Annotated in this window: 15 protein-coding genes; 13 read left to right on the top strand and 2 right to left on the bottom strand. The window is 59.5% G+C overall.

Annotation, left to right across the window (positions count from 1 at the left end; genetic code table 11):
- The first annotated feature begins 63 nt into the window (after positions 1-63).
- Positions 64-2,049, top strand: coding sequence for a DUF4394 domain-containing protein (locus ACYSMN_RS08730; protein WP_488923479.1), 1,986 nt, complete (start codon positions 64-66; stop codon positions 2,047-2,049).
- Positions 2,050-2,124: 75 nt separating this feature from the next.
- Here the strand turns inward: ACYSMN_RS08730 and ACYSMN_RS08735 are convergent, their stop codons facing one another.
- The gene (locus ACYSMN_RS08735; protein ID WP_488923480.1) at positions 2,125-2,847 is read right to left on the bottom strand and encodes an RDD family protein; all 723 of its coding nucleotides are present in this window, start codon (positions 2,845-2,847) and stop codon (positions 2,125-2,127) included.
- A gap of 191 nt (positions 2,848-3,038) precedes the next feature.
- On the opposite strand from ACYSMN_RS08735, the gene ACYSMN_RS08740 reads away from it, so the two are divergent.
- From ACYSMN_RS08740 to ACYSMN_RS08775, 8 genes are all read left to right on the top strand, one after another.
- Positions 3,039-3,989: a stage II sporulation protein M gene (locus ACYSMN_RS08740; protein WP_488923481.1), complete on the top strand. Its 951-nt coding sequence runs from the start codon at positions 3,039-3,041 to the stop codon at positions 3,987-3,989.
- 12 nt (positions 3,990-4,001) lie between these two features.
- The gene (locus tag ACYSMN_RS08745) at positions 4,002-4,979 is read left to right on the top strand and encodes a hypothetical protein (RefSeq protein ID WP_488923482.1); all 978 of its coding nucleotides are present in this window, start codon (positions 4,002-4,004) and stop codon (positions 4,977-4,979) included.
- A gap of 85 nt (positions 4,980-5,064) precedes the next feature.
- Positions 5,065-5,988 carry a hypothetical protein gene (locus ACYSMN_RS08750; protein WP_488923483.1) on the top strand — a complete coding sequence of 308 codons (924 nt, stop codon included), beginning with the start codon at positions 5,065-5,067 and terminating at the stop codon, positions 5,986-5,988.
- 96 nt (positions 5,989-6,084) lie between these two features.
- Complete coding sequence (locus ACYSMN_RS08755) at positions 6,085-6,825, top strand: DUF4129 domain-containing protein (RefSeq protein WP_488923484.1); 741 nt, start codon at positions 6,085-6,087, stop codon at positions 6,823-6,825.
- 11 nt (positions 6,826-6,836) lie between these two features.
- On the top strand, positions 6,837-8,327 hold the full coding sequence (locus ACYSMN_RS08760) for a DUF4350 domain-containing protein (RefSeq protein WP_488923485.1): 1,491 nt from the start codon (positions 6,837-6,839) through the stop codon (positions 8,325-8,327).
- Between the two features lie 157 nt (positions 8,328-8,484).
- Positions 8,485-9,618: an AAA family ATPase gene (locus tag ACYSMN_RS08765; RefSeq protein WP_488923486.1), complete on the top strand. Its 1,134-nt coding sequence runs from the start codon at positions 8,485-8,487 to the stop codon at positions 9,616-9,618.
- 117 nt (positions 9,619-9,735) lie between these two features.
- Positions 9,736-10,026, top strand: coding sequence for a GIY-YIG nuclease family protein (locus ACYSMN_RS08770; protein WP_488923487.1), 291 nt, complete (start codon positions 9,736-9,738; stop codon positions 10,024-10,026).
- Between the two features lie 106 nt (positions 10,027-10,132).
- The gene (locus tag ACYSMN_RS08775; protein WP_488923488.1) at positions 10,133-11,488 is read left to right on the top strand and encodes a DUF58 domain-containing protein; all 1,356 of its coding nucleotides are present in this window, start codon (positions 10,133-10,135) and stop codon (positions 11,486-11,488) included.
- A 187-nt stretch (positions 11,489-11,675) separates the two neighbouring features.
- Here the strand turns inward: ACYSMN_RS08775 and ACYSMN_RS08780 are convergent, their stop codons facing one another.
- The gene (locus tag ACYSMN_RS08780) at positions 11,676-13,487 is read right to left on the bottom strand and encodes a hypothetical protein (protein WP_488923489.1); all 1,812 of its coding nucleotides are present in this window, start codon (positions 13,485-13,487) and stop codon (positions 11,676-11,678) included.
- A 267-nt stretch (positions 13,488-13,754) separates the two neighbouring features.
- Here ACYSMN_RS08780 and ACYSMN_RS08785 point away from each other — a divergent pair, with 267 nt between their 5' ends.
- The 4 genes from ACYSMN_RS08785 (at position 13,755) to ACYSMN_RS08800 (ending at position 19,065) form a co-directional block, all read left to right on the top strand.
- A complete protein-coding gene (locus tag ACYSMN_RS08785) occupies positions 13,755-15,848 on the top strand; it encodes a beta-N-acetylhexosaminidase (protein ID WP_488923490.1) in 2,094 nt (697 codons plus the stop codon).
- A 233-nt stretch (positions 15,849-16,081) separates the two neighbouring features.
- The gene (locus ACYSMN_RS08790; RefSeq protein ID WP_488923491.1) at positions 16,082-16,957 is read left to right on the top strand and encodes a hypothetical protein; all 876 of its coding nucleotides are present in this window, start codon (positions 16,082-16,084) and stop codon (positions 16,955-16,957) included.
- Between the two features lie 387 nt (positions 16,958-17,344).
- Entirely contained in the window at positions 17,345-18,031 is a 687-nt protein-coding gene (locus tag ACYSMN_RS08795) for a hypothetical protein (protein WP_488923492.1), read from the top strand.
- A 647-nt stretch (positions 18,032-18,678) separates the two neighbouring features.
- Complete coding sequence (locus ACYSMN_RS08800) at positions 18,679-19,065, top strand: hypothetical protein (RefSeq protein WP_488923493.1); 387 nt, start codon at positions 18,679-18,681, stop codon at positions 19,063-19,065.
- Positions 19,066-19,251 lie beyond the last annotated feature (186 nt).

The following is a 19,251-nucleotide window of genomic DNA, read 5'->3' on the forward strand; positions in this document are numbered from 1 at the left end:
TGCTTCTCTGTCTGCCCACTAGTAGGCAAGGCGTATTATTTCTCATCCTCTTCCTTCCTTTCAATGAACAGCAACTTTACTCGTTGGACGGCGGCCTGCAAAGGCGCGGCCCTCACTGCTCTTTTCGCTGGCGCCGTGGCGCTGCCGGCCACCGCTCAAACTATTTACGGCCTCTCCTCGGTGAGCGGCACTCCTGGCAATGCCTTGGTCTCGTTTAGTGCTACGGCGCCCGGCACCATCACGGCCACAGTGCCTATTACGGGTATTGCCAGCGGCCAAACGGTGGTAGGGCTGGACTCGCGCCCGGCCACCGGGCAGCTGTTTGCCCTCGGCTATGATGCCACCGCCCAAACCGGCCAGCTCTATATCATCAATGCAACAACCGGCCTGGCTACCGGCGTAGGTGCCGGCCCCATTGCCATGCCCCTGGGCGGCGCTACGGCCCGCATCGGCTTCGACTTCAACCCCACCGTAGACCGGATTCGGGTGGTGAGCAGCCTCAACCAGGCTAATCTGCGCCTCAACCCCGTAACGGGCGGCTTGGCGGCTACTGACGGTAACCTTGCTTACGCAACCAGCGACGCCAACGCTGGGCAGACCCCAGCCGTGGGAGCCGTAGCGTATACCAACTCCTACCTTGGCGCCACCGGCACCACGCTCTACGATATCGACGAGGCCGCCAGCCGCCTGCTCACCCAGAATCCGCCAAATAATGGCACGGTCAACACCGTGGGTACGCTGAGCACCGCCACATCCGGCCAAGGCCAATCGGCTGACTTCGATATCTACTTCAATTCCACTACCAGCACCAACACGGCTTACCTGACCATCACTACCTCGGGTACCACCGGTACAAGCACGGCGCTCTACACGCTTAACTTAACCACGGCGGCTACCACTTCGGTAGGCGCTATTGGCAACGGCTTGGTCAGCGTCACGGATATTGCCGTGCAGATTACGCGGCCCACGCTGCCTGCCCTCACTGGTCAGTTAGTGTATGCGCTAGGTGCAGGTACTACCACCAACCTGCTCACGTTCGACTCGGCCAACCCGGGCCTTATTCGTTCCGCGGTGAGCATAACGGGCGTCGATGCCACGCAGACGCTGGTGGGTCTGGATGTACGTCCGGTTACTAACTCGCTGTACGCGCTGGGCTACAACTCAACAGCGCAGACAGCCACTGTTTATACCATAAACGCCGCCACGGGCGCGGCGCGGGCCATTAATGCTACGCCGGTAGCTCTGGCGCTGGGCGCGGGCAGCGTATCGTTTGACTTCAACCCGACCGTAGACCGGATTCGGGTGGTGGGCGCCAACCGCGCCAACTTCCGCCTCAATCCTAACGACGGCACCGTAGCCGCTACTGACGGCCAGATCAGCTTCGCCACGGGTGATGTCAACGCGGCTGCCACGCCCTCTATTGGCGCGGTGGCTTACACTAACAGCGTAGTGGGTACTACCGAAACGCAGCTCTTCGACTACGATGCTGCCCTCAACGTGCTGGCTCTGCAAAACCCACCAAACGCTGGCACGCTGACCACCATAGGCGCCAGCGGCCTCGCCGGCGATGCTACCCGCGACATTGACATGGATATCTACACCAGCGGCACCACCAACTCAGCCTACCTGGTTGCCAATGCTGCCGCTAACGGCAACAGCACTTTCTACACGCTCAATACCACCACCGGCGCTACCACCGCAGTGGGCCTTATCGGCAATGGCAGCGCCATCCGCGACATTGCCGTGGCCGGCGCTGCCGGTGTGACGGCCGTACGGCCCGCCGAGTTGGCTACCAACCTGTCGCTTTATCCTAATCCATTGCGCAACGAAGCGCAAGTAACCTTCGGCCTGCCCCGCGCTGCCCGCGTGACAATGACCGTGACTGACGCTCTGGGCCGCACCGTAGACACTATGGATGCTGGCGTGCGTGCTGCTGGTCCGCAGACGGTACGCTGGAACGGTCGGGGCCACGCTGCCGGCACTTACTTCTTCCGCCTCAGCTTCGATGGCCAGCCAGCTGGTACCCGCCAGGGCGTATTGCTCGACTAAGGTTATCTTTTAGCTTATAAAAAAGCCGTTCCGCAATGCGGAACGGCTTTTTTATTGTGCTTAGATTCTGCTCTGCTACCCTTGCACCGCTGCTAAGTGCGCATGGTCGCGGAGGACGGTGCGGAGGAAGGCTTCGTCGGGGAGCTGGGTTTGGATACCAGTGAGCGACTTCACTTTATTGGCCACCTCGTTGAGTAGCTCGTAGTTTTCGTGCTCCAGCCCTTTGAACAGCAACTGGCGGATGGTAGCTACATCGTGGTCCTGTAGTTGGGCGGCTTGCGGGAATACCACCACGTAATCGGAAGCGGTGAAGGCCGGGGCCAGCGGGCCGGTGCTCTGGCGCGGCCGGGTGCTCACGACGGCCGTGCCGGCCGCCAGGTCGCCGAGGCGCTGGCCGCGGCCATTGGCCAGAATCACGACTATGGCAATGAGGCCGCTGAACAAGCCAGTATCCACGATGCGCAGAATCCAGCGGAGCAGATAGTCGCCGAGGCCGGGGCGGGTGCCATCGAGGCGGATGACTTTGATGTGGCGGGCCTTTTTGCCGATGCTTTGGCCATTGAAGAAAACTTCGCAGGCCAAGTGGTAGAACACGTACGGCACACCCGCCAACACCACCACCAGAATTCCCATCAACTCATCAGTTACTCCCGCAGCCGAAAACAGCAGCAACCAAGCCACTCCCCACGCCACTAGGATAATATTGTCGATGATGGCGGCAACGATTCGCTCGCCTACGCTGGCGACTTCGTATTCGAGCGTAACATTCTGGGTGGTCTGGACGCGGATGGTACTCATGGCAGAGGCGCGGCTGGCAAGCGGAATCGCTTAATTTAGGTAACGGAAAATAGAGACGAGGTCGGAAAAATTAGCAATCTTCGCAGAACCTGACAAGGCTGCAAATTACGGGTTCTACCCGCATTTCAGTCATTGCAGCCGCCCATCCTATCCGTTATTTGTTGCCATTTTTTCCTCTGCTAGATTCGTGTATGCGTGAAGCGGTATTTCTCCGGCTCAATGAAGCCAAGTGGCAGCAGTACGAAAGCCAACCCCCAGCCGATCCCGATGAGCTGGCGGCTCGTTTCGTGGAACTTACCGACGACTTGGCTTACGCCCAGACGTTCTACCCCGGCTCGCCCACTACGCGCTACCTCAACGACCTGACGGCACGCCAGCACCAAGCCATTTACAAAAACAAAACCGAATCTACGGGCCGGTTTGGGCAGTTTTGGCGGCAGGAGCTACCGTTGCTGGTGGCTCAGCACCACCAGACGCTGGCCGTGTCGCTCATCCTGTTCACGGTCTTCACGCTGGTCGGCGCACTTTCGGCCGCCTACGACGACAGTTTTGTGCGAGTAGTGCTCGGCGATGCCTACGTGAATAAAACCCTCGAAAACATTGAGCGCGGCGACCCCATGGCCGTGTACAAGGGCATGAGCGAGGCTCCCATGTTTCTTTTTATTACTCTGAATAACATCTATGTGTCGTTGGTGGCGTACGCGCTGGGCGCCACGCTGGGCATGGGCACGGTGTGGGCGCTGTTTCGCAACGGTATGATGCTGGGCTCGTTTCAGTACTTCTTCTACCAAAAAGGTGTGCTGCTGCCTTCCCTACTCACCATCTGGATTCATGGCACGCTGGAAATATCAGCTGTTGTGCTGGCTGGCGGAGCGGGCTTCGTGATGGCGCGGGGCCTGCTGTTTCCGGGTACCTACTCCCGCACCGACTCCTTCCGCCAAGCCGCCCGCGACGGCCTCAAGTTGGCCATCGGGCTGGTGCCTATTTTCATCGTGGCTGGTTTCTTGGAGGGCTTCGTTACGCGCCACACCGAAATGCCCGTGTGGCTGAGTCTGGCCATTATTGGCTCGTCGGGGGCCTTCATCATCTGGTATTTCATTCTTTACCCCCGGCAACTCCAGCGTCGCCTTCTGTCTGCCTAACCACACCAGCTCATGCAAGCAAAATTCACCCACGCGTCTGAATTCCGCCAGGAGCGAGATTTCGGGGCCAAAATTGGAGCCACGTTCGAGTTTCTAGGTGCGCACTGGCGGCCGTTGGGCAAGTGCCTGCTTTACTTCGTGCTGCCCGTCACGCTGATTATGGGCGTCGGGTTAGGAGTCGTGACCAACGGTATGTGGAACATGATGGGGGCAGCCAAGGACAATCCCAACACCGTTGATCCTTCATCGATGTTTGGCGCCTCTTATTTCGCGGGCTTCGGAGTAGCCATGCTGGGTGGAGTGCTATCCTTCATCATGCTTATGAGCACAGTGTATGCTTACGTGCAGCTGCTCATTGCAGAGCCGGTTGAGTTGCCAACGCCGGCCGAAGTCTGGGTGGGAGTAAAGCAAACCCTCGGCCGAATACTACTGGCGTTTGCGTTGCTGTTCGGCATCTACCTGCTCGTAGCCCTGGTATTTGGGGTGGTAGTGGCGGGAATGGGCCCTTTCGCGTTCTTGCTATTATTCCTCCTTATTCCCGCGCTGGTGTACGTGGCGGTGCCGCTTGCTCTCTATTTTCCGGTTCTTATTCTGGAAGAAAGCAACGTGACGACGGCGCTCCAGCGCTGCTTCTACCTGGCGCGCAATAACTGGTGGTCTACGCTCGGACTAGTATTCGTGGCCGGCCTCATTCAGAGCATGCTCACCATTCTGTTTGTTTTGCCCCAGTACGCCGTGATGTTCGGTAAGCTGCTTAAGATACCCGGACTACAATCGGACGCGCTGGGCATGGCGGCGCAGTGCATTTACGCGGCCGGCACCGTGCTTACGTACCCGGTGTCGTTGCTGGCGCTGGTGTTCCAGTATTTCCACCTCGTGGAGCAGAAGGAAGGCCTGGGCATGCGCAGCCTTATCGACCGTCTAGGGGCCGGCCCGGCACCCGTGGCCTACAACCAAACCTACCGCCCCGACGATGACGGCGAGTACTAGGTGAAGGGCATTCTGAGCACAGGTTTTAGCGGTGCGCGTTCCGCGGGGAATCTGACTGGTTCGAGATTTATCTCTTGAGTTTATTATGAAGCAATTGAAGTTTACCCGCAAATCTGAATTCCGCCAGGAGCGGGATTTTGGGGCCAAGATTGGAGCTACGTTTGAGTTTCTAGGTGCGCACTGGCGGCCGTTGGGCAAGTGCTTGCTCTACTTCGTGCTACCGCCGGCATTGCTGATGGGCGTGGCGTTGGGAGTGTTCCAAACCAGATCCCTCGACATCATTGGCCAAAGCTCCGACAACTCATTCAAGCACGTGTTTGACCTCTACAACGCTGGAGGGCAAATGTACTGGCTGGGCATATTAGCCTCGCTGGCTTCCTATGTGATGCTAGGGGCCACCGTAAACGGTTACGTGCTGATACGGCTGGCGCTACCACCAGAGCAGGCCGTGACGCCCGAGTTGGTGTGGAACCAAGTACGCCCTCTAGCGCCACAGTTGCTATTGATGTCAATTGTTGTGCTCCCTCTTGTCTTAGTGGGATATGTGCTCTTGCTGGTGCCAGGCTTATACCTAAGCATTGCGCTGAGCCTAGTGTGGGTGGTGCAGGCATTTGAGCAGCAGGGCATAATTGCAGCCATTAAGCGCAACCTATGGCTGATCCGCAGCAAGTGGTGGTCTACCTTCGGCCTGATTGTAGTGATGTCGCTGCTGGTGGCTGTAGTGGGCATTATTTTTCAGCTGCCTCTCTACGCCGCCACATTTGGTAAGATGTTGCATTGGTCATGGCTGGAATCGGATGTGCTGGTTGTATTTTCCACCATCCTGGCCTCTGTTGGCCGCATGATTCTGTACACCCCCGTTTTTGTGGCGCTGCTGTTTCAGTACTTCAACCTCGTGGAGCGCAAAGAAGGAGTGGGATTGCGCAGCCTCGTCGACAGCCTGGGTGCTAACCCAGCGCCCGTTGCTTACAACCACACCTACCGTCCCGATGATGACGGCGAGTATTAAACGGGGCAACTTTTCGCCTATATTTCCCCACTTTTCTGCCCGCCTGTACTGCGCTTCTTAGTGTATTTTTTCTCTTGTTTCCGCCGTGGCTGCCATGTGGCGCTGCTGCTTTTGCTGCTCCTTCCCCTGGCCGCCGTCCCGGTTGCCGCACAGCGTACCCGCGATGCTGCCGCTACCTACGCACTTCCCCCCGACCGCGCCGCGCCCGTGCCGTTACGGCGGCCCGCGCCCGAGCGAATGCGGGCATTTCGGCAGCAGCGGGAATTTCAGTACGTGGAAGTGAAGAGCGAGCAAAGTGGCTGGGATTTGCTCAAGCTCCGCTTTTGGCGCTGGATTTCCGATTTGCTCGAAACCCGGCCCGGCAAAATTTTGTGGGAATACGGCATCTACGCCGGGCTGATAGTGGCCCTGGTGTTTGTGGTGCTGAAGCTTATGCAAATTGACTTCACCCGTGCCTTCGGCCGCAATCCGCGCCCGGCCGCGCTGGCCTACGATGTACAAGACGAAGACATCCACGGACTGGACTTCGATAAGCTGCTGGCCACGGCCGAAACGGCGGGCAACTACCGCCTGGCCGTGCGTCTGGGTTATTTGCACGTGCTCAAACAGCTCACCGACCAGGGCCTGATTCGGTGGCAGCCCGATAAAACCAACCACGACTACCTCTTCGAACTGCCCAATGGCCCACTGCCAGCGGCCTTCCGAGAGCTAACCCGGCAGTTCGACTACGTGTGGTACGGCGAGCACGACGACCTCACGCCCGCCCACTACGCTCAGGCGCGCGCCACGCGAGTCGCGTTTCAGCAACTGCTCCAACCCAACCGCCGCGCTGCCTGATCCACTCCGCCATGACGACTTTCCGCTGGTATTTGTTGGGGTTAGCGCTGCTTTTCGGGGCTTATGTGGCCGTGGAATATTATCGACCCAAACCCCTGGACTGGACGCCCACTTTTCAAAACAAAGACAAGATTCCCTACGGCACCTACGTGCTTTACGACGTGCTGCCCGAAATAATGGGCGTGGAGAAGCGTGAGGTGAAAGCCGTGCGCGTGCCCATCTACAGCCAGATTGAAGGAGCCGAAGAGTTAGACGAGGAATACACTGTTACCGCCGATACAGTATCGGAAGAATACGAGGAAGACTACTCAGATTCAACTGCAACCGACTCGGCTGCCCAAGCTACTACTACGGATGCCACTGCCGATTCGACGGTTTCTGCTTCTGCCGATACTACGGAATTTGAGGAAGCTACCTTTCTCGGTGACCCCGCCGAAGCTACTGCCGCTGGGGAGCCGGATACCACGGAAGCTGCCGACTACATGGCCGGCCTAGCCGAATCTGGCTTTGCGAAGGCCACCTATGTTTTCGTGGATGATGCCTTTGAGCTGAGTGCTTCGGACTGCCGCTCCCTGCTGCGGCACGTGGCTCGCGGCAACGACGTGTTCATTGTTGCCGAGCAGTTTGACAGGCATTTTGCGGATACGCTAGGTTTCCGCACCGCACCTTTCGTTAGCCGGCCCCACTTGCAAGACGCCTCGCCCGATGCCTTGCTCAAAGACTCGGCGCTGTTTCGGCTGAGTAATGCGGGGCTCAACCGCCAAATAGGCCGCAATGGCTTCCGCCTGCCCGCGCTGGGTTCTTCCTACCGCCTGCTCCCCGATAGTGGCATGCGCGCCACCCAGCTCGCTGCCGATACTGCCGGACGCGCCGTGCTGGTGCGCGTGCCGCACGGCCAGGGCCACATCTACCTCTGCACGTTGCCCCTGGCGTTCACCAATTATTTCGTACTCCAGCCCGCTACGGCCAATTTCGCTTTCGCAGCCCTTTCTTATCTGCCCACGGGCCGGCCAGTGTGGTGGGATGAATACCAGAAGCAGGGCCGCCAAGAAGAACAGTCGTTGTTGCGGGTACTGCTGGCTCACGATGCCCTGCGCTGGGCACTGTATCTCACGCTGCTCGGAGCGCTGCTATTCGTGGTATTTGAAGCCCGGCGGCGGCAGCGCATCATTCCTATCCTCAAACCGCTGCCCAACACCACGCTCCTTTTCACGCGCACGGTCGCCAGCCTCTACCGCCAAGGCACCAGCCACGTGCCCATTGCCGAGAAAAAGATTGGGCTGTTTCTGGAGCATCTGCGCACCCGCTTCCACGAGCCAAGCCTGGACCTGAACGACGAAGCCGCCCGCGAACGGCTGGCCCAGAAAGCCGGCATTCCGCGCGCAGAAATCGACGCGCTGGTGCGCCGCATCAACTACTTGCTCACTGCTCCACGAGTAACCGATGCCGATTTGCTGGGGCTGAATAAGGCAATAAACGAGTTTCGTAAAGCCGCTTCCTAGAAAGTTGTACTATGCCTCAAACTGACTTATACCGTTTAGGATTATTCCTAATAAGAGCCTCATAACCTTATAGCAAGCATTTGAAGAATACATCTGTTTAATAAAATTTAATTATTCCACGCCACCTTTTCGCTTCTCTCTGCTTTCGATTTTCTACATGGAAAATAACCTGAACCCCGATTCAACCGCACCGCAACAGCCCGACAACACGCCAGCCGTCACGCCTGAATTGAGCACGACTCCAGACTCCACGGTTTCGCTGGAGTCGGACCCGGTTTCCAATAGCGCTGCCTTGGCGGCGGATGCTGACGATACCTCAGCTGCTCCTTTCGCCACTCGCACTGATTTGAGCAACTTGGGCCGCCACGCCGATGCCATTAGAAGTGAGCTGAGCAAGGTGATAGTAGGCCAGCAAGCCTTAGCTGAGCTGCTACTCACGGCTATCCTGGCCGATGGGCACGTGCTGCTCGAAGGCGTACCGGGCGTAGCTAAAACGCTTACGGCTAAGCTCCTGGCTCGCACTCTGGAAGTGCCCTTCAGCCGCCTGCAGTTCACCCCCGACCTGATGCCGTCCGATGTACTAGGCACCTCGGTTTTTCGGCCCAATAAAGCAGAGTTCGAGTTTCGGGCCGGCCCTATCTTCGCCAGCATCGTGCTGATTGATGAAATCAACCGCGCCCCCGCCAAAACGCAGTCGGCGCTGTTTGAGGTGATGGAGGAGCGGCAGGTTACGCAGGATGGCACCCGTTACGCCGTGCCGGAGCCCTTCATGGTGCTGGCCACCCAGAACCCCATCGAGCAGGAGGGTACCTACCGTCTGCCTGAAGCCCAGCTCGACCGATTCTTGTTCAAGCTGAACGTGGGCTACCCAACCGTGGAAGAGGAAGTAGCCATTTTGCAAGGCCACCACGCTGGTTTCGGGGGCACGCCGCTGGAAGCAGTACGCGCCGTATTAACCGCCGAAGACCTGCGCGGCCTGCGTGAGCAGGTGCGTCGCCAGCACGTAGAGCCCAAACTGCTCGAATACATTGCCCGTGTAGTGGGCCAGACCCGCGCCCACAAAGGCCTGTACCTAGGCGCATCTCCCCGTGCCTCCCTGGCATTGCTCAACGGCGCCAAAGCCCTGGCCGCCCTTCGCGGCCGTGACTTCGTAACGCCCGAAGACGTGCAATACCTGGCCTCCCCCGTGCTGCGCCACCGCATCCAGCTCACCCCCGAGCGCGAAATGGAAGGCAGCACCGCCGATGATATCGTGAAGCAAATTCTACAGCAAATCGAAGTACCCCGGTAACTTCTGTCATTGCGAGCAGCGCGAAGCAATCCTTCCTCTCTTGGAGACAAGCCCACTGAAGCAACAAGTTTTCTGTCGCTAGTATGCTATTCAAATTTCTTTTGATAAACCTCGACAATGCACGAGCACAACTACCATATCTATATCCTCACCAACACCAACCACACTGTGCTCTATGTCGGAATTACGAACGATTTACGCCGCCGCGTAGCTGAGCACAAAGCTGGTCAACAGAGAGGCTTTACGCAGAAATATAATTTGAATAAGCTAGTGTATTTCGAGCACTACCAGGATGTAAATGCCGCTATTGCGCGGGAGAAGCAGTTGAAAGCCGGCTCCAGACAGAAGAAACTTGATTTGATAAATGCTACGAATAGTGCGTGGCAAGATCTGTTTGCAACAATTTGATAGCACACTAGCGACAGAAAGCTTGTCGCGCAGGGAAGTTTTGAGCGCTTAGAGGAAGGATTGCTTCGCTTCGCTCGCAATGACAGCACGGCTCATCACAACTCATATGAAATCTTTTTTTCTCACTCGTCGGTTTTTTCTACTGCTCACGGCCGTCATTCTGGGCTTGGTGGTAGCGTTTTTTCTGCCGGGTTGGCTGGCTGCGGTGCAACTGGCGCTGGGAGTATTAGTGGCGCTGGCGGTGTTGGATGTGGTGCTGCTTTATGCGCCCGCCCGCAATGGAGCAGGGCAAGTATTCGGGCGGCGGGTGCTAGGCGACAAGCTTGCCAACGGCTCCGACAACGACATCAGCATTTACCTCGAAAACCACTACCGTTTTCAGGTGAGCACCGAAACCATCGATGAGATTCCGCATCAGTTTCAACGCCGCAACGTGTCGTTCCGGGCGGATATCGCAGCGGGTGAGACGCAAGTGATTCGGTACCAGTTGCGGCCTGTGAAGCGTGGGGAGTATGAGTTTGGGGCCGTGAATGTGTACGTGGCGTCGCCGCTGGGCTTGGTGCGGCGACGGTTCCGGTTTGACGGGCAACGCGTGGTGCCGGTGTATCCGTCGTTTTTGCAGATGCGGCAGTACGAATTGCTGGCCATCAGCAACCGGCTGACAGAAGTGGGCGTGAAGCGCATTCGGCGAGTAGGACACAGCTTGGAGTTTGAGCAAGTGCGCCCCTACGTGCCCGGCGACGATCCGCGCGCCATCAACTGGAAAGCCACGGCACGCCGCGCCACCACCGGTCACGCCGCCGAAGCCTTAGTAGTGAATCATTACCAGGACGAGCGCGCCCAGCAAGTGTACTGCCTCATCGACAAAGGCCGGGTGATGCGCATGCCCTTCGAAGGTCTGAGCCTACTTGATTACGCCATCAACGCCACGCTGGTGGTGAGCAACATTGCCATCCTCAAGCACGATAAAGCAGGGCTGCTCACTTTCTCGCACCAGCCCGGCACCCTGCTGCCCGCCGACCGTCGTGGTGGGCATATGCGCAAGCTGCTGGAGGTGCTTTACCGGCAACGCACCAAGTACCTCGAAACTGACTACGAGCGCCTCTACATCAGCATCAAGAACAACATCCGGCAGCGTAGCCTGCTTATTTTGTTCACCAACTTCGAAACGCTGAGCGGCATGCAGCGCCAGCTGCCCTATCTGCGCCGCCTCGCCAAAGACCATCTGCTCCTAGTAGTCTTCTTCGAAAACACCGAGCTACGCACCTTCCTCGACGCCCCCGCCGCCACTACCCAGGACGTCTACAATCAAACCATTGCCGAGAAATTCGCCCAGGAGAAGCGTCAAATCGTGCGCGAGTTGAACCGGTACGGCATTCACGCCCTCCTCACCGCCCCCCAAAATCTAACCGTAAACACCATCAATAAATACCTGGAGTTCAAGTCGCGGGGTCTGATATGAATCACGGATCACGGATGAGCACGGATTTTAACGGATTGCACGGATTTTGTGGACGATTGAAACCTAGAAGGACTTGCCAGATAGCAAGTCCTTTTTTGTCGTACTGTATTAGGCAAGGTGATGTCCGCGCCAGCTACAAAATCCGTGCAATCCGCTAAAATCCGTGCTCATCCGTGATCCGTGCTAATCAGTGATCGAAGGATTCTACCTTGGCGTTGTCGAGGAGGAGGTGGGCGGTGGAGCCCTGGTAGAGGAAGGTGATGGAAACGTTGTCGAAACCTTCTTTGGGGGGGCGCATGTCGAAGTGTAGCTCCCGGGGCCAGTTGGCTTCGTTGAGGGCTAGCTGGAGACGCACCGTCCGCTCCTTCACGATTTCGGTGCCGCGCCGGAAGCGCACCACGTACTGCGTCATCCGGTCCGCATTCCATTCCACTTGGTCGGCGCGGGCTTGCGCGTAGGCCCGCACCCATTCAAACTGGCCAGGACGGGCCGGAATCACCCATTCGGCACTACGCGGGTGGGCGGCATCTAGCATAAGGGAGCAGTTGCCTTGCAGCGCGGGCGTGCCGCAGAATCCCGGCGCCGGCTGCTCGAAATCTTGCTGCCAGAGCACCCGCGTATTGTGGGGCGTGCCCGTAAATTCTGAGTTGCTATCGAGCAGCAGCATGGTTTCGGGCGGCACCTCGTAGCGAAATAAGATGCGCCAGAGGTAAGTACGGTTCATTTGGCCGGCGGCCAGCAACCCTTTGCCGCCAGGTATAGCCATCTGCGTCAGCCAAAAACCGTAGGCACATCCCAGCACTGCCACCACGCCGTAAGCCGCCGCCCAGAGTGGCCGGGCCAGCAGCCAGCGCAAGGCGGCGGCCATAGGCCAAGCCAGCACGGCATAGCTCTCAATCATGGCCCGAATGCCCAGGCCGCCGCCATAGGTCCACTCGTCCCAAGCAAAAGTGACGTAGATAAAGAGCACGGTGAATAATAGCATGGCCCAGAACGCCTCCGGCTGTTGGCGGCGCAGCGGCCCGAAACCAACCAAGGCCGTCAGGAGCAGCGGCGAGTACATAAGCCAGCCGGTCTGGAAGCCGAATATGCCATACCATAAGTGCGGTTTCAGCCAACTAAAGCCTTGTTCCTGGTAACTATACACGACCCAATCGCCGGAGACGTAGTGCCAGTAGAGGGGCTGAATGCTGAGCAGTGTGCCGCCGGCTAGCGCGGCAGCGAGCAGCAGTGGCCAATGCTGCCGCCAGAAGGCCAGACGAGCGTGCAAACTGGCTCTCGTTGGAGCCAGCCCCCACAGCAGTACCAGCACCAAGGCCAGAATTTCGGTGGGGCGCGTCAGCGTCATCAGCCCTACTATAGCCCCAATACCAACGGCCTTTCCCGCGCTAGGGCGCGCGTAGAAGGCCGGCGTGAGCAGCAACAGCGCCGCGTACCAAAAAAACAGCCAGCAATGCGTCATGCCGCCGTGCCCGGCCCCGCTGTACGTAATGTAGTTGGTGCCTAGCAGCAGTATGAGCAGCGTGAGGGCGGTGGGCCACTCCCCAAACCGCGGCAACAGCGCCCGGCGCAGCAGCCAGAAGCTCAAGATTGAAACCAGCAGACTAGCCAGCTTGATGGCCAGCTGGTAGGGCGGAGAAAAACCGTCGGCGGGGTAGCCGAGGGGCTTGGCCAGGGCGTGAGCCGCTAGGAAAAACAGCAATTCCTGCACAGCCAGCCCAGCCGGATACTTCATCACGAAGTGGCCGCTGCCCTGGTGCCGAAATGCCTGGTAGAAATCGGGCGTGGGGGCGTACTCTTTGAGCAGCTGCTCGCGGAAATTCAGTTCGCGCAGGTCGTGGTGGATGAAGGCGGCGGGCAGGTAGAGGTAGTAGCCGGAAGCATCCCAGTTGAGCACCGGCGACGCGGGGCCAGTTTGCGGCGGCGGGTAGTACCACCACGCCATTGCCACCAACAAAACGGTGCAGAACCAACTAGCCAGCCGGGAAGGAGAACGCATAGATGCAAGAAAACAGATAAACCTTGGCCGGTACGGAAAAGCAGACAGCGCGCAAATTGCGGAAAAGTAAGCGCCGCGCCAACCCGGCCAAGGGCCGGGTTGGCGCGGCGCAAGGTTTACTCGCGGCGCCTCGGCCCAGGTTCTGCTGGTGCTTGAGCGGTGGAGCCAAAGCCCGCGTTGCCCGCACCCGGCACGAATGCTGCAACAGCTAGCCCATGATGCGGCGGCTCCCGTATCTTTCGCCTCCACCCGGAACCCGTGTTATCTATGTTGCTCCGTTTTCTTGCGGCTCTCCTGCTCCTTATCCTGCCTACCACTGCGCCACTGCTGGCTCAAATGCCTCCGGCCGATACCCGCAATTTGCTGCCCGTTCCTTCTTCGTTGCGCTGGGGCACGGGGCGCTACGCCCTCGACCGTACCCACAGCCCGGCCCGCTTCAGCATCGAAACGCCGCAGCGCGATACAGCCCTGAACCGCGCGGTGCTGCGCATCATCCGGCGCCTCGACCAGAAGCTGAGCGGCCTGGCGCCTAAAACAAAAGCCACCAACTCTGCCGCTAGTGCGCCCAACCTCACCATCCGCTACGGCAAAGTGGGCCGCCCCGAAGCTTTCGACGAGGAGCGGTACAGCTTGCGCGTAACGCCCATGGGCCTGGCCCTCGACGCGCCCACCAGCCTGGGCGTGTTGCGCGGGCTGGCCACGCTCGAACAGCTGCTCAGTCAGGATAAAAAAGGCTTCTACTTCCCGGAGGTCGATATACAGGACCAGCCGCGCTTTCCGTGGCGGGGGCTGCTCATCGATGCGGCCCGCCACTTCATGCCCGTCTCCGTCATTAAGCGCAACCTCGATGGCATGGCGGCCGTGAAGCTGAACGTGTTGCACTGGCACCTCGCCGACGACCAGGGCTTCCGGGTGGAGAGCCGCACGTTTTCGCGCCTGCACGAAGTGAGCGGGCAGTACTACACCCAGGACCAAGTGCGCGAGGTGCTGCGCTACGCCGCTGCGCGCGGTATTCGGGTGGTGCCGGAATTCGACGTGCCCGGCCACACCATCGCCTGGATTGCGGCCTACCCGCAGCTGGCTTCCAACGATTCGGTGTACAGTGTGTACCAGAGCTGGCGCACCGCTAACGTGGCCCTCGACCCCACCAAGGAAACTACCTACGAGCTGCTCGATAAGCTATTCGGGGAAATGACGGCCCTTTTCCCCGACCCGTACTTCCACATTGGCGGCGACGAAAACGACGGGCGGCAGTGGCGACGCAGTGCGCGCATCATGCAGTTCGCGCACGATAAAGGCATGCTCAAGCCCGATGGCAAAACCCTCGACAAGCATCAGCTTCAGACCTTCTTCAACCGCCGCGTGTTGGCCATCGTCACGAAGTACAACAAGAAGATGGTGGGCTGGGACGAAATTCTGGGGCCGGGTCTGCCCCAAAACACCGTCATTCAAAGCTGGCGCGGCAAGAAAGGCTTGTACGATGCCGCCAAAGCCGGCAACCCCGCCCTGCTTTCCAACGGCTACTACCTCGATCTGTACTTCCCCGCTTCTTCCTACTACGCTCCCGATCCGCTGCCCGCCGACGCGCCCCTCACCCCGGAGCAACAGAAACTAATTCTGGGCGGTGAGGCCACCATGTGGGCCGAGTTTGCGGATAGCGTCATTATCGACTCTCGTATCTGGCCCCGGGGCGCGGCCGTGGCCGAGCGGTTATGGTCGGCGGGCACCGTGACCGACGTGCCGGATATGTACCGGCGGCTGGCGGTGGTGTCGCGGCAGTTGGAAGGGCTGGGCTTGCAGCACCGGCGGGCCCCGGCGCAACTCTTGCAGCAGATGGCCGACCCCGCCGACGTAGCGCCGCTTCGCACGCTGGCGGAAGTGGTAGAGCCCGTGAAAGAGTACAAGCGGCATTTTCAGGGTTTCACTTATACGCCGCAAACGCCGCTCACCCGCCTCGTAGACGCCGCCCCCGCCGAATCGGACGTGGCGCGGACGTTTAGCTGGCGCGTGGATTCGCTGCTGGCCGCGCGCCCCGCCAAGCCCGGCCCGCTGCCCAAGACGGCCGCTACTCGCACTACCCTGGCCACCTTGCGCGAGCAGCTCAAGCGGTGGCAAGCCAACGATGCCAAGCTGCAACCAGTGCTTAGCGCCTCCCCTCCCCTCACTGAGTACGCCCCGCTTTCCACGCAGCTGCGCCTGCTGGCCGCGCTGGGCCTGGAGCGCCTCACGCAGCTCGAAAGCGGCACCGCCCCCTCGGCCGCTTGGCTGGCTGCCGCCCAGAAGCAGCTCGAAGCCGCCAAAGCCCCGGCCGGACAGGCGGAGCTGGCGGTGGTAGCCGGGTTTCGGAAGCTGTTGCAGTAGACGTACAACCCAAGTCGCGGACAACTAGAAACTAGAGCTAGGAGCTAGTTCCCCTCCTTTTTTAAGGAGGGGCTAGGGGTGGTTGACCGTCGTTGAACAGGTTCTAGAGCTAGTTCTAAAAACCGTTCTAGCGTAAATCAACCACCCCTAGCCCCTCCTTTCCAAGGAGGGGAACTAGTTTTAGCTTTAGTCCGCAACTTGGGTTAACTACCTTAATAGCCTAGTGTTGACGTATGAGATTTCGACTGCTCTGCTTACTGATGGTACTTGGCGCTTGCCAGCCGGATACTCCCGACAAAACGGCGGCGACAACCAACCCTCCCGGTTCTTCTTCACGGGCCCTGGCCCAACGCTTTCACCCGCTTATTACGGGGGCCTGGGTGAAAGCCGGCTACCTCGATGCCCTTGCCCAGGAGCCTTCGCCCCTGGCGGCGCAGCCGGAAGCCAGCGGCATCAACTCCCTGTTCATCGATCCGGCCAAGCAAAAGGGCGACAGTCTGGAAATTCCGTTCAACCTCAACAACCACGAAGGCGGGAGCTTGGTGCTGCTTTACCAGCCGGGACAGGATGCCCAGGCACTGGCTATCCGGCAAGGCTACTACGACCCGCCGGGCAGTTTTCTGGAGCTGAGCTACCGCCTCTCAGACACGGACACGACCTTGTTTCTCAACAAATACGACCAAAATCGACATCTGCTTACCGCCACGCTGTTTCGCCGGGTGCTACGCCACCCGCCTTTCGGGGATGACGTAGGGGTGGCCGTTCAATATGCCGTCAACAGGCTCCTGTTCACGGGCACCTTCGCGGGTACCGATTCTACCGGCCGCCCCGCGCGAGTGGAGTTCACCTCCGATGGCAAGGTCCAGGGCCTGCTCAATGCCCGCACCTACTACGCGAATACCGACTTTGTGGTGCAGCTGGAAAACAACCTCGACAACTTGATCCTTGATCTGTACACCAAGCGCCAGCGCCTGCTCACCTACGCGTTTCGCAACGATACGCTCCTGCTCTACCGGGCCAGCATCACTGATACCACCGCCACGCAAGGTCCCCCGCTGTTGCAGAACGCCCGGCTGCTGTATCGCCTCACGCGGCTCCCTAAGTCTTAAACTATCATCAACTACCTCTCCACGCCTGGATACGCGTTGCAGAGGTCGGTTACCCGTTGCAATGCTCAGTCACGCGTTGCAATGCTCGGGTACCCGTTGCAGAGGTCGGTTTGGTCTCGGGAATGACGTGCACGGGTCCGGAAACCGAAAACACGCCTCCGGAAGCAAAAAATACGCGTCCGGAAGCGAGTAACATGCCTTGCAAAGCGAAAAACATGCGTCCGGAGCTACCGTGTACGGCTTGCAGCGCGTCGGTTGGGCGTCGGGAGCGGGAAATAGGGGTCCGCACGCGCCGCGCATGGCTTGCAACGGTTGGTGCAGCCCTTCGGATACTTGTTACAGTAGAGTTTACTTGTATATTACGCCACACTTATTTTTTCTTCTGGTATGCAAAATGATTTGATTGAAGCGCGCCTGCGGCGCGACACTACCCTAAGCGCCTTTTTGGCCGCCGCCACCGCCCGCTACGAAGACGTAGAAGACGATGTGGCCCCGCTTCGCACGGAGCTGGCTGCCAACCTCCAGCAGAGCCAGGCGCTGGCCCAGCAGGTACTCGGTGCCGATGAGGACCAAAACCCGGAGCGCAAGCGCGGCCTAAGCAGCCAGCTTACATCCTTGCTGCTGCGCCTCGGCCGGGGCCTCACGGCGCACGCGAAAAGCACCAAAGACCTTGACCTAGCCGCCCGCGTACCCCGCCGCCTTTCCGACCTGACGCGGCTCAACGAAACCGACTTCACCGAATACGCCCGGCGTCTCCTCGACCTGGGCCAGCCCTACGCCAGGGCCTTGGTGAAGCGCCGCTACGCCGCCACCCAAAACACCCAGGCCGAAACGCTGCTCGCCGACTACCAAAATCAGCGCACCACCGGCCGCCTCACCGACACCAGCGGCAGCACCGGCCGCCAGGCCCTAGAACGGCTCATTAAGGCCAACGCCCGTATCAAAACCGACCTCGAAGACTTCTTCATTCTCTACCAGGAAGACGAGCCCGACCTCTGGAACGAGTTCAAGGCCGCCGCCAAAGTGGTGCGTCGCGGGGGCAAGAATGACCTGCCACCTTTGCCCGCGGCATAGTGCTTGTTGTAGTGCTTGCTGCTTTCCGTACGGGCCAGAGGGGGTAGCATTAGAATAAGAACAGAAATTTCTGCTAAGGATACACTACTCGGTTCCGAGTGCTCGTCACCGAGCACTTGCGAGCGGACCCGTCGGTGTATTTCTGCATTGGGTTGGAGCGCCTACGCCCCAGGGGCGCCCCTCACCGGCCGCGCGGCCGGGTGGGGGCCGCCATGCGGGGATGCGCAGAAGCGGGGTGTCTGGGAGAGCGGAAGGGGCCAGCTCACGGGAGTGCCCATTGCTTACCCGCGTCCGCAATGCGCGGGCGGTTTTTCTAGCTTACTTAAGTTGCGGACTAGGGCTAGAGAGCTAGTTCCCCTCCTTGTCAACTTCCGCGCATCAAGCATTGCGTATAAAGCAATAGGGGCTAGGGGCGGTTGATTCGTTGCACGATTCTAGCGTTCTAAAAACCGTCCAACAACCGTCAACCACCCCTAGCCCCTCCTTGAAAAAGGAGGGGAACTAGCCCTAGTCCGCAACTTGAGTTAGCTTGGAAGGAATACACCTTTTTTCGCCCTATACCGCTCCCGGCTTGGCACTCTGGGCGAGGGGGCGTTTCTTTGCGGGACCGGGTGCCGACCGGATGCCGGGCCCCGCGGGGAACGTATATGCGCCAGGCCATTGCCCTTTTGCTACTTTGTTCGCTCTCGGTGCATTGCGCCGGGCGGCTGGGCCTGATGGCCCGGTGGTGGCTGAACCGCGACTACATCGCACGGGTGCTGTGCGTCAACCGCGACAAGCCCCAACGCAAGTGCAACGGCAAGTGCCACCTGGCTAAGCAACTGAGAGCCGCCGCCGAAGCCGAGCAGCGGCAACAGCCGCTGGGGAGCAAGCAGGCGTTTGAAGAGATTCAGCTGTATTGCACCAGCGTAGAGCCGTTGCGGCTGAGCGCCCCGACCGCCTACCCCCCGGCCCCGCGCCGCTACGCCGCCCTGCGCGTAGGGCGCTATTATTGGGACCGACCCGGCCCCGACCACCCGCCCGCTGAAGGCTGAGTGGTCCTCCCGCTTTTCTGAGATCTGGCAGGCCCTGCACGAGCCCAGCCCTGGCGTGCGCAGGTAGGGGAACGGGCTTGGGCCGGGGCGTGCTGTCACTTTATCCTTGATGTGGCACGTACCCCGTTTCGCTGCCTGCTGAGTATGCTGTTGAGCGCGGTTGGCTGCCAATCCCCTCCGTCTTCC

Source organism: Hymenobacter sp. M1-2 (assembly GCF_057808495.1).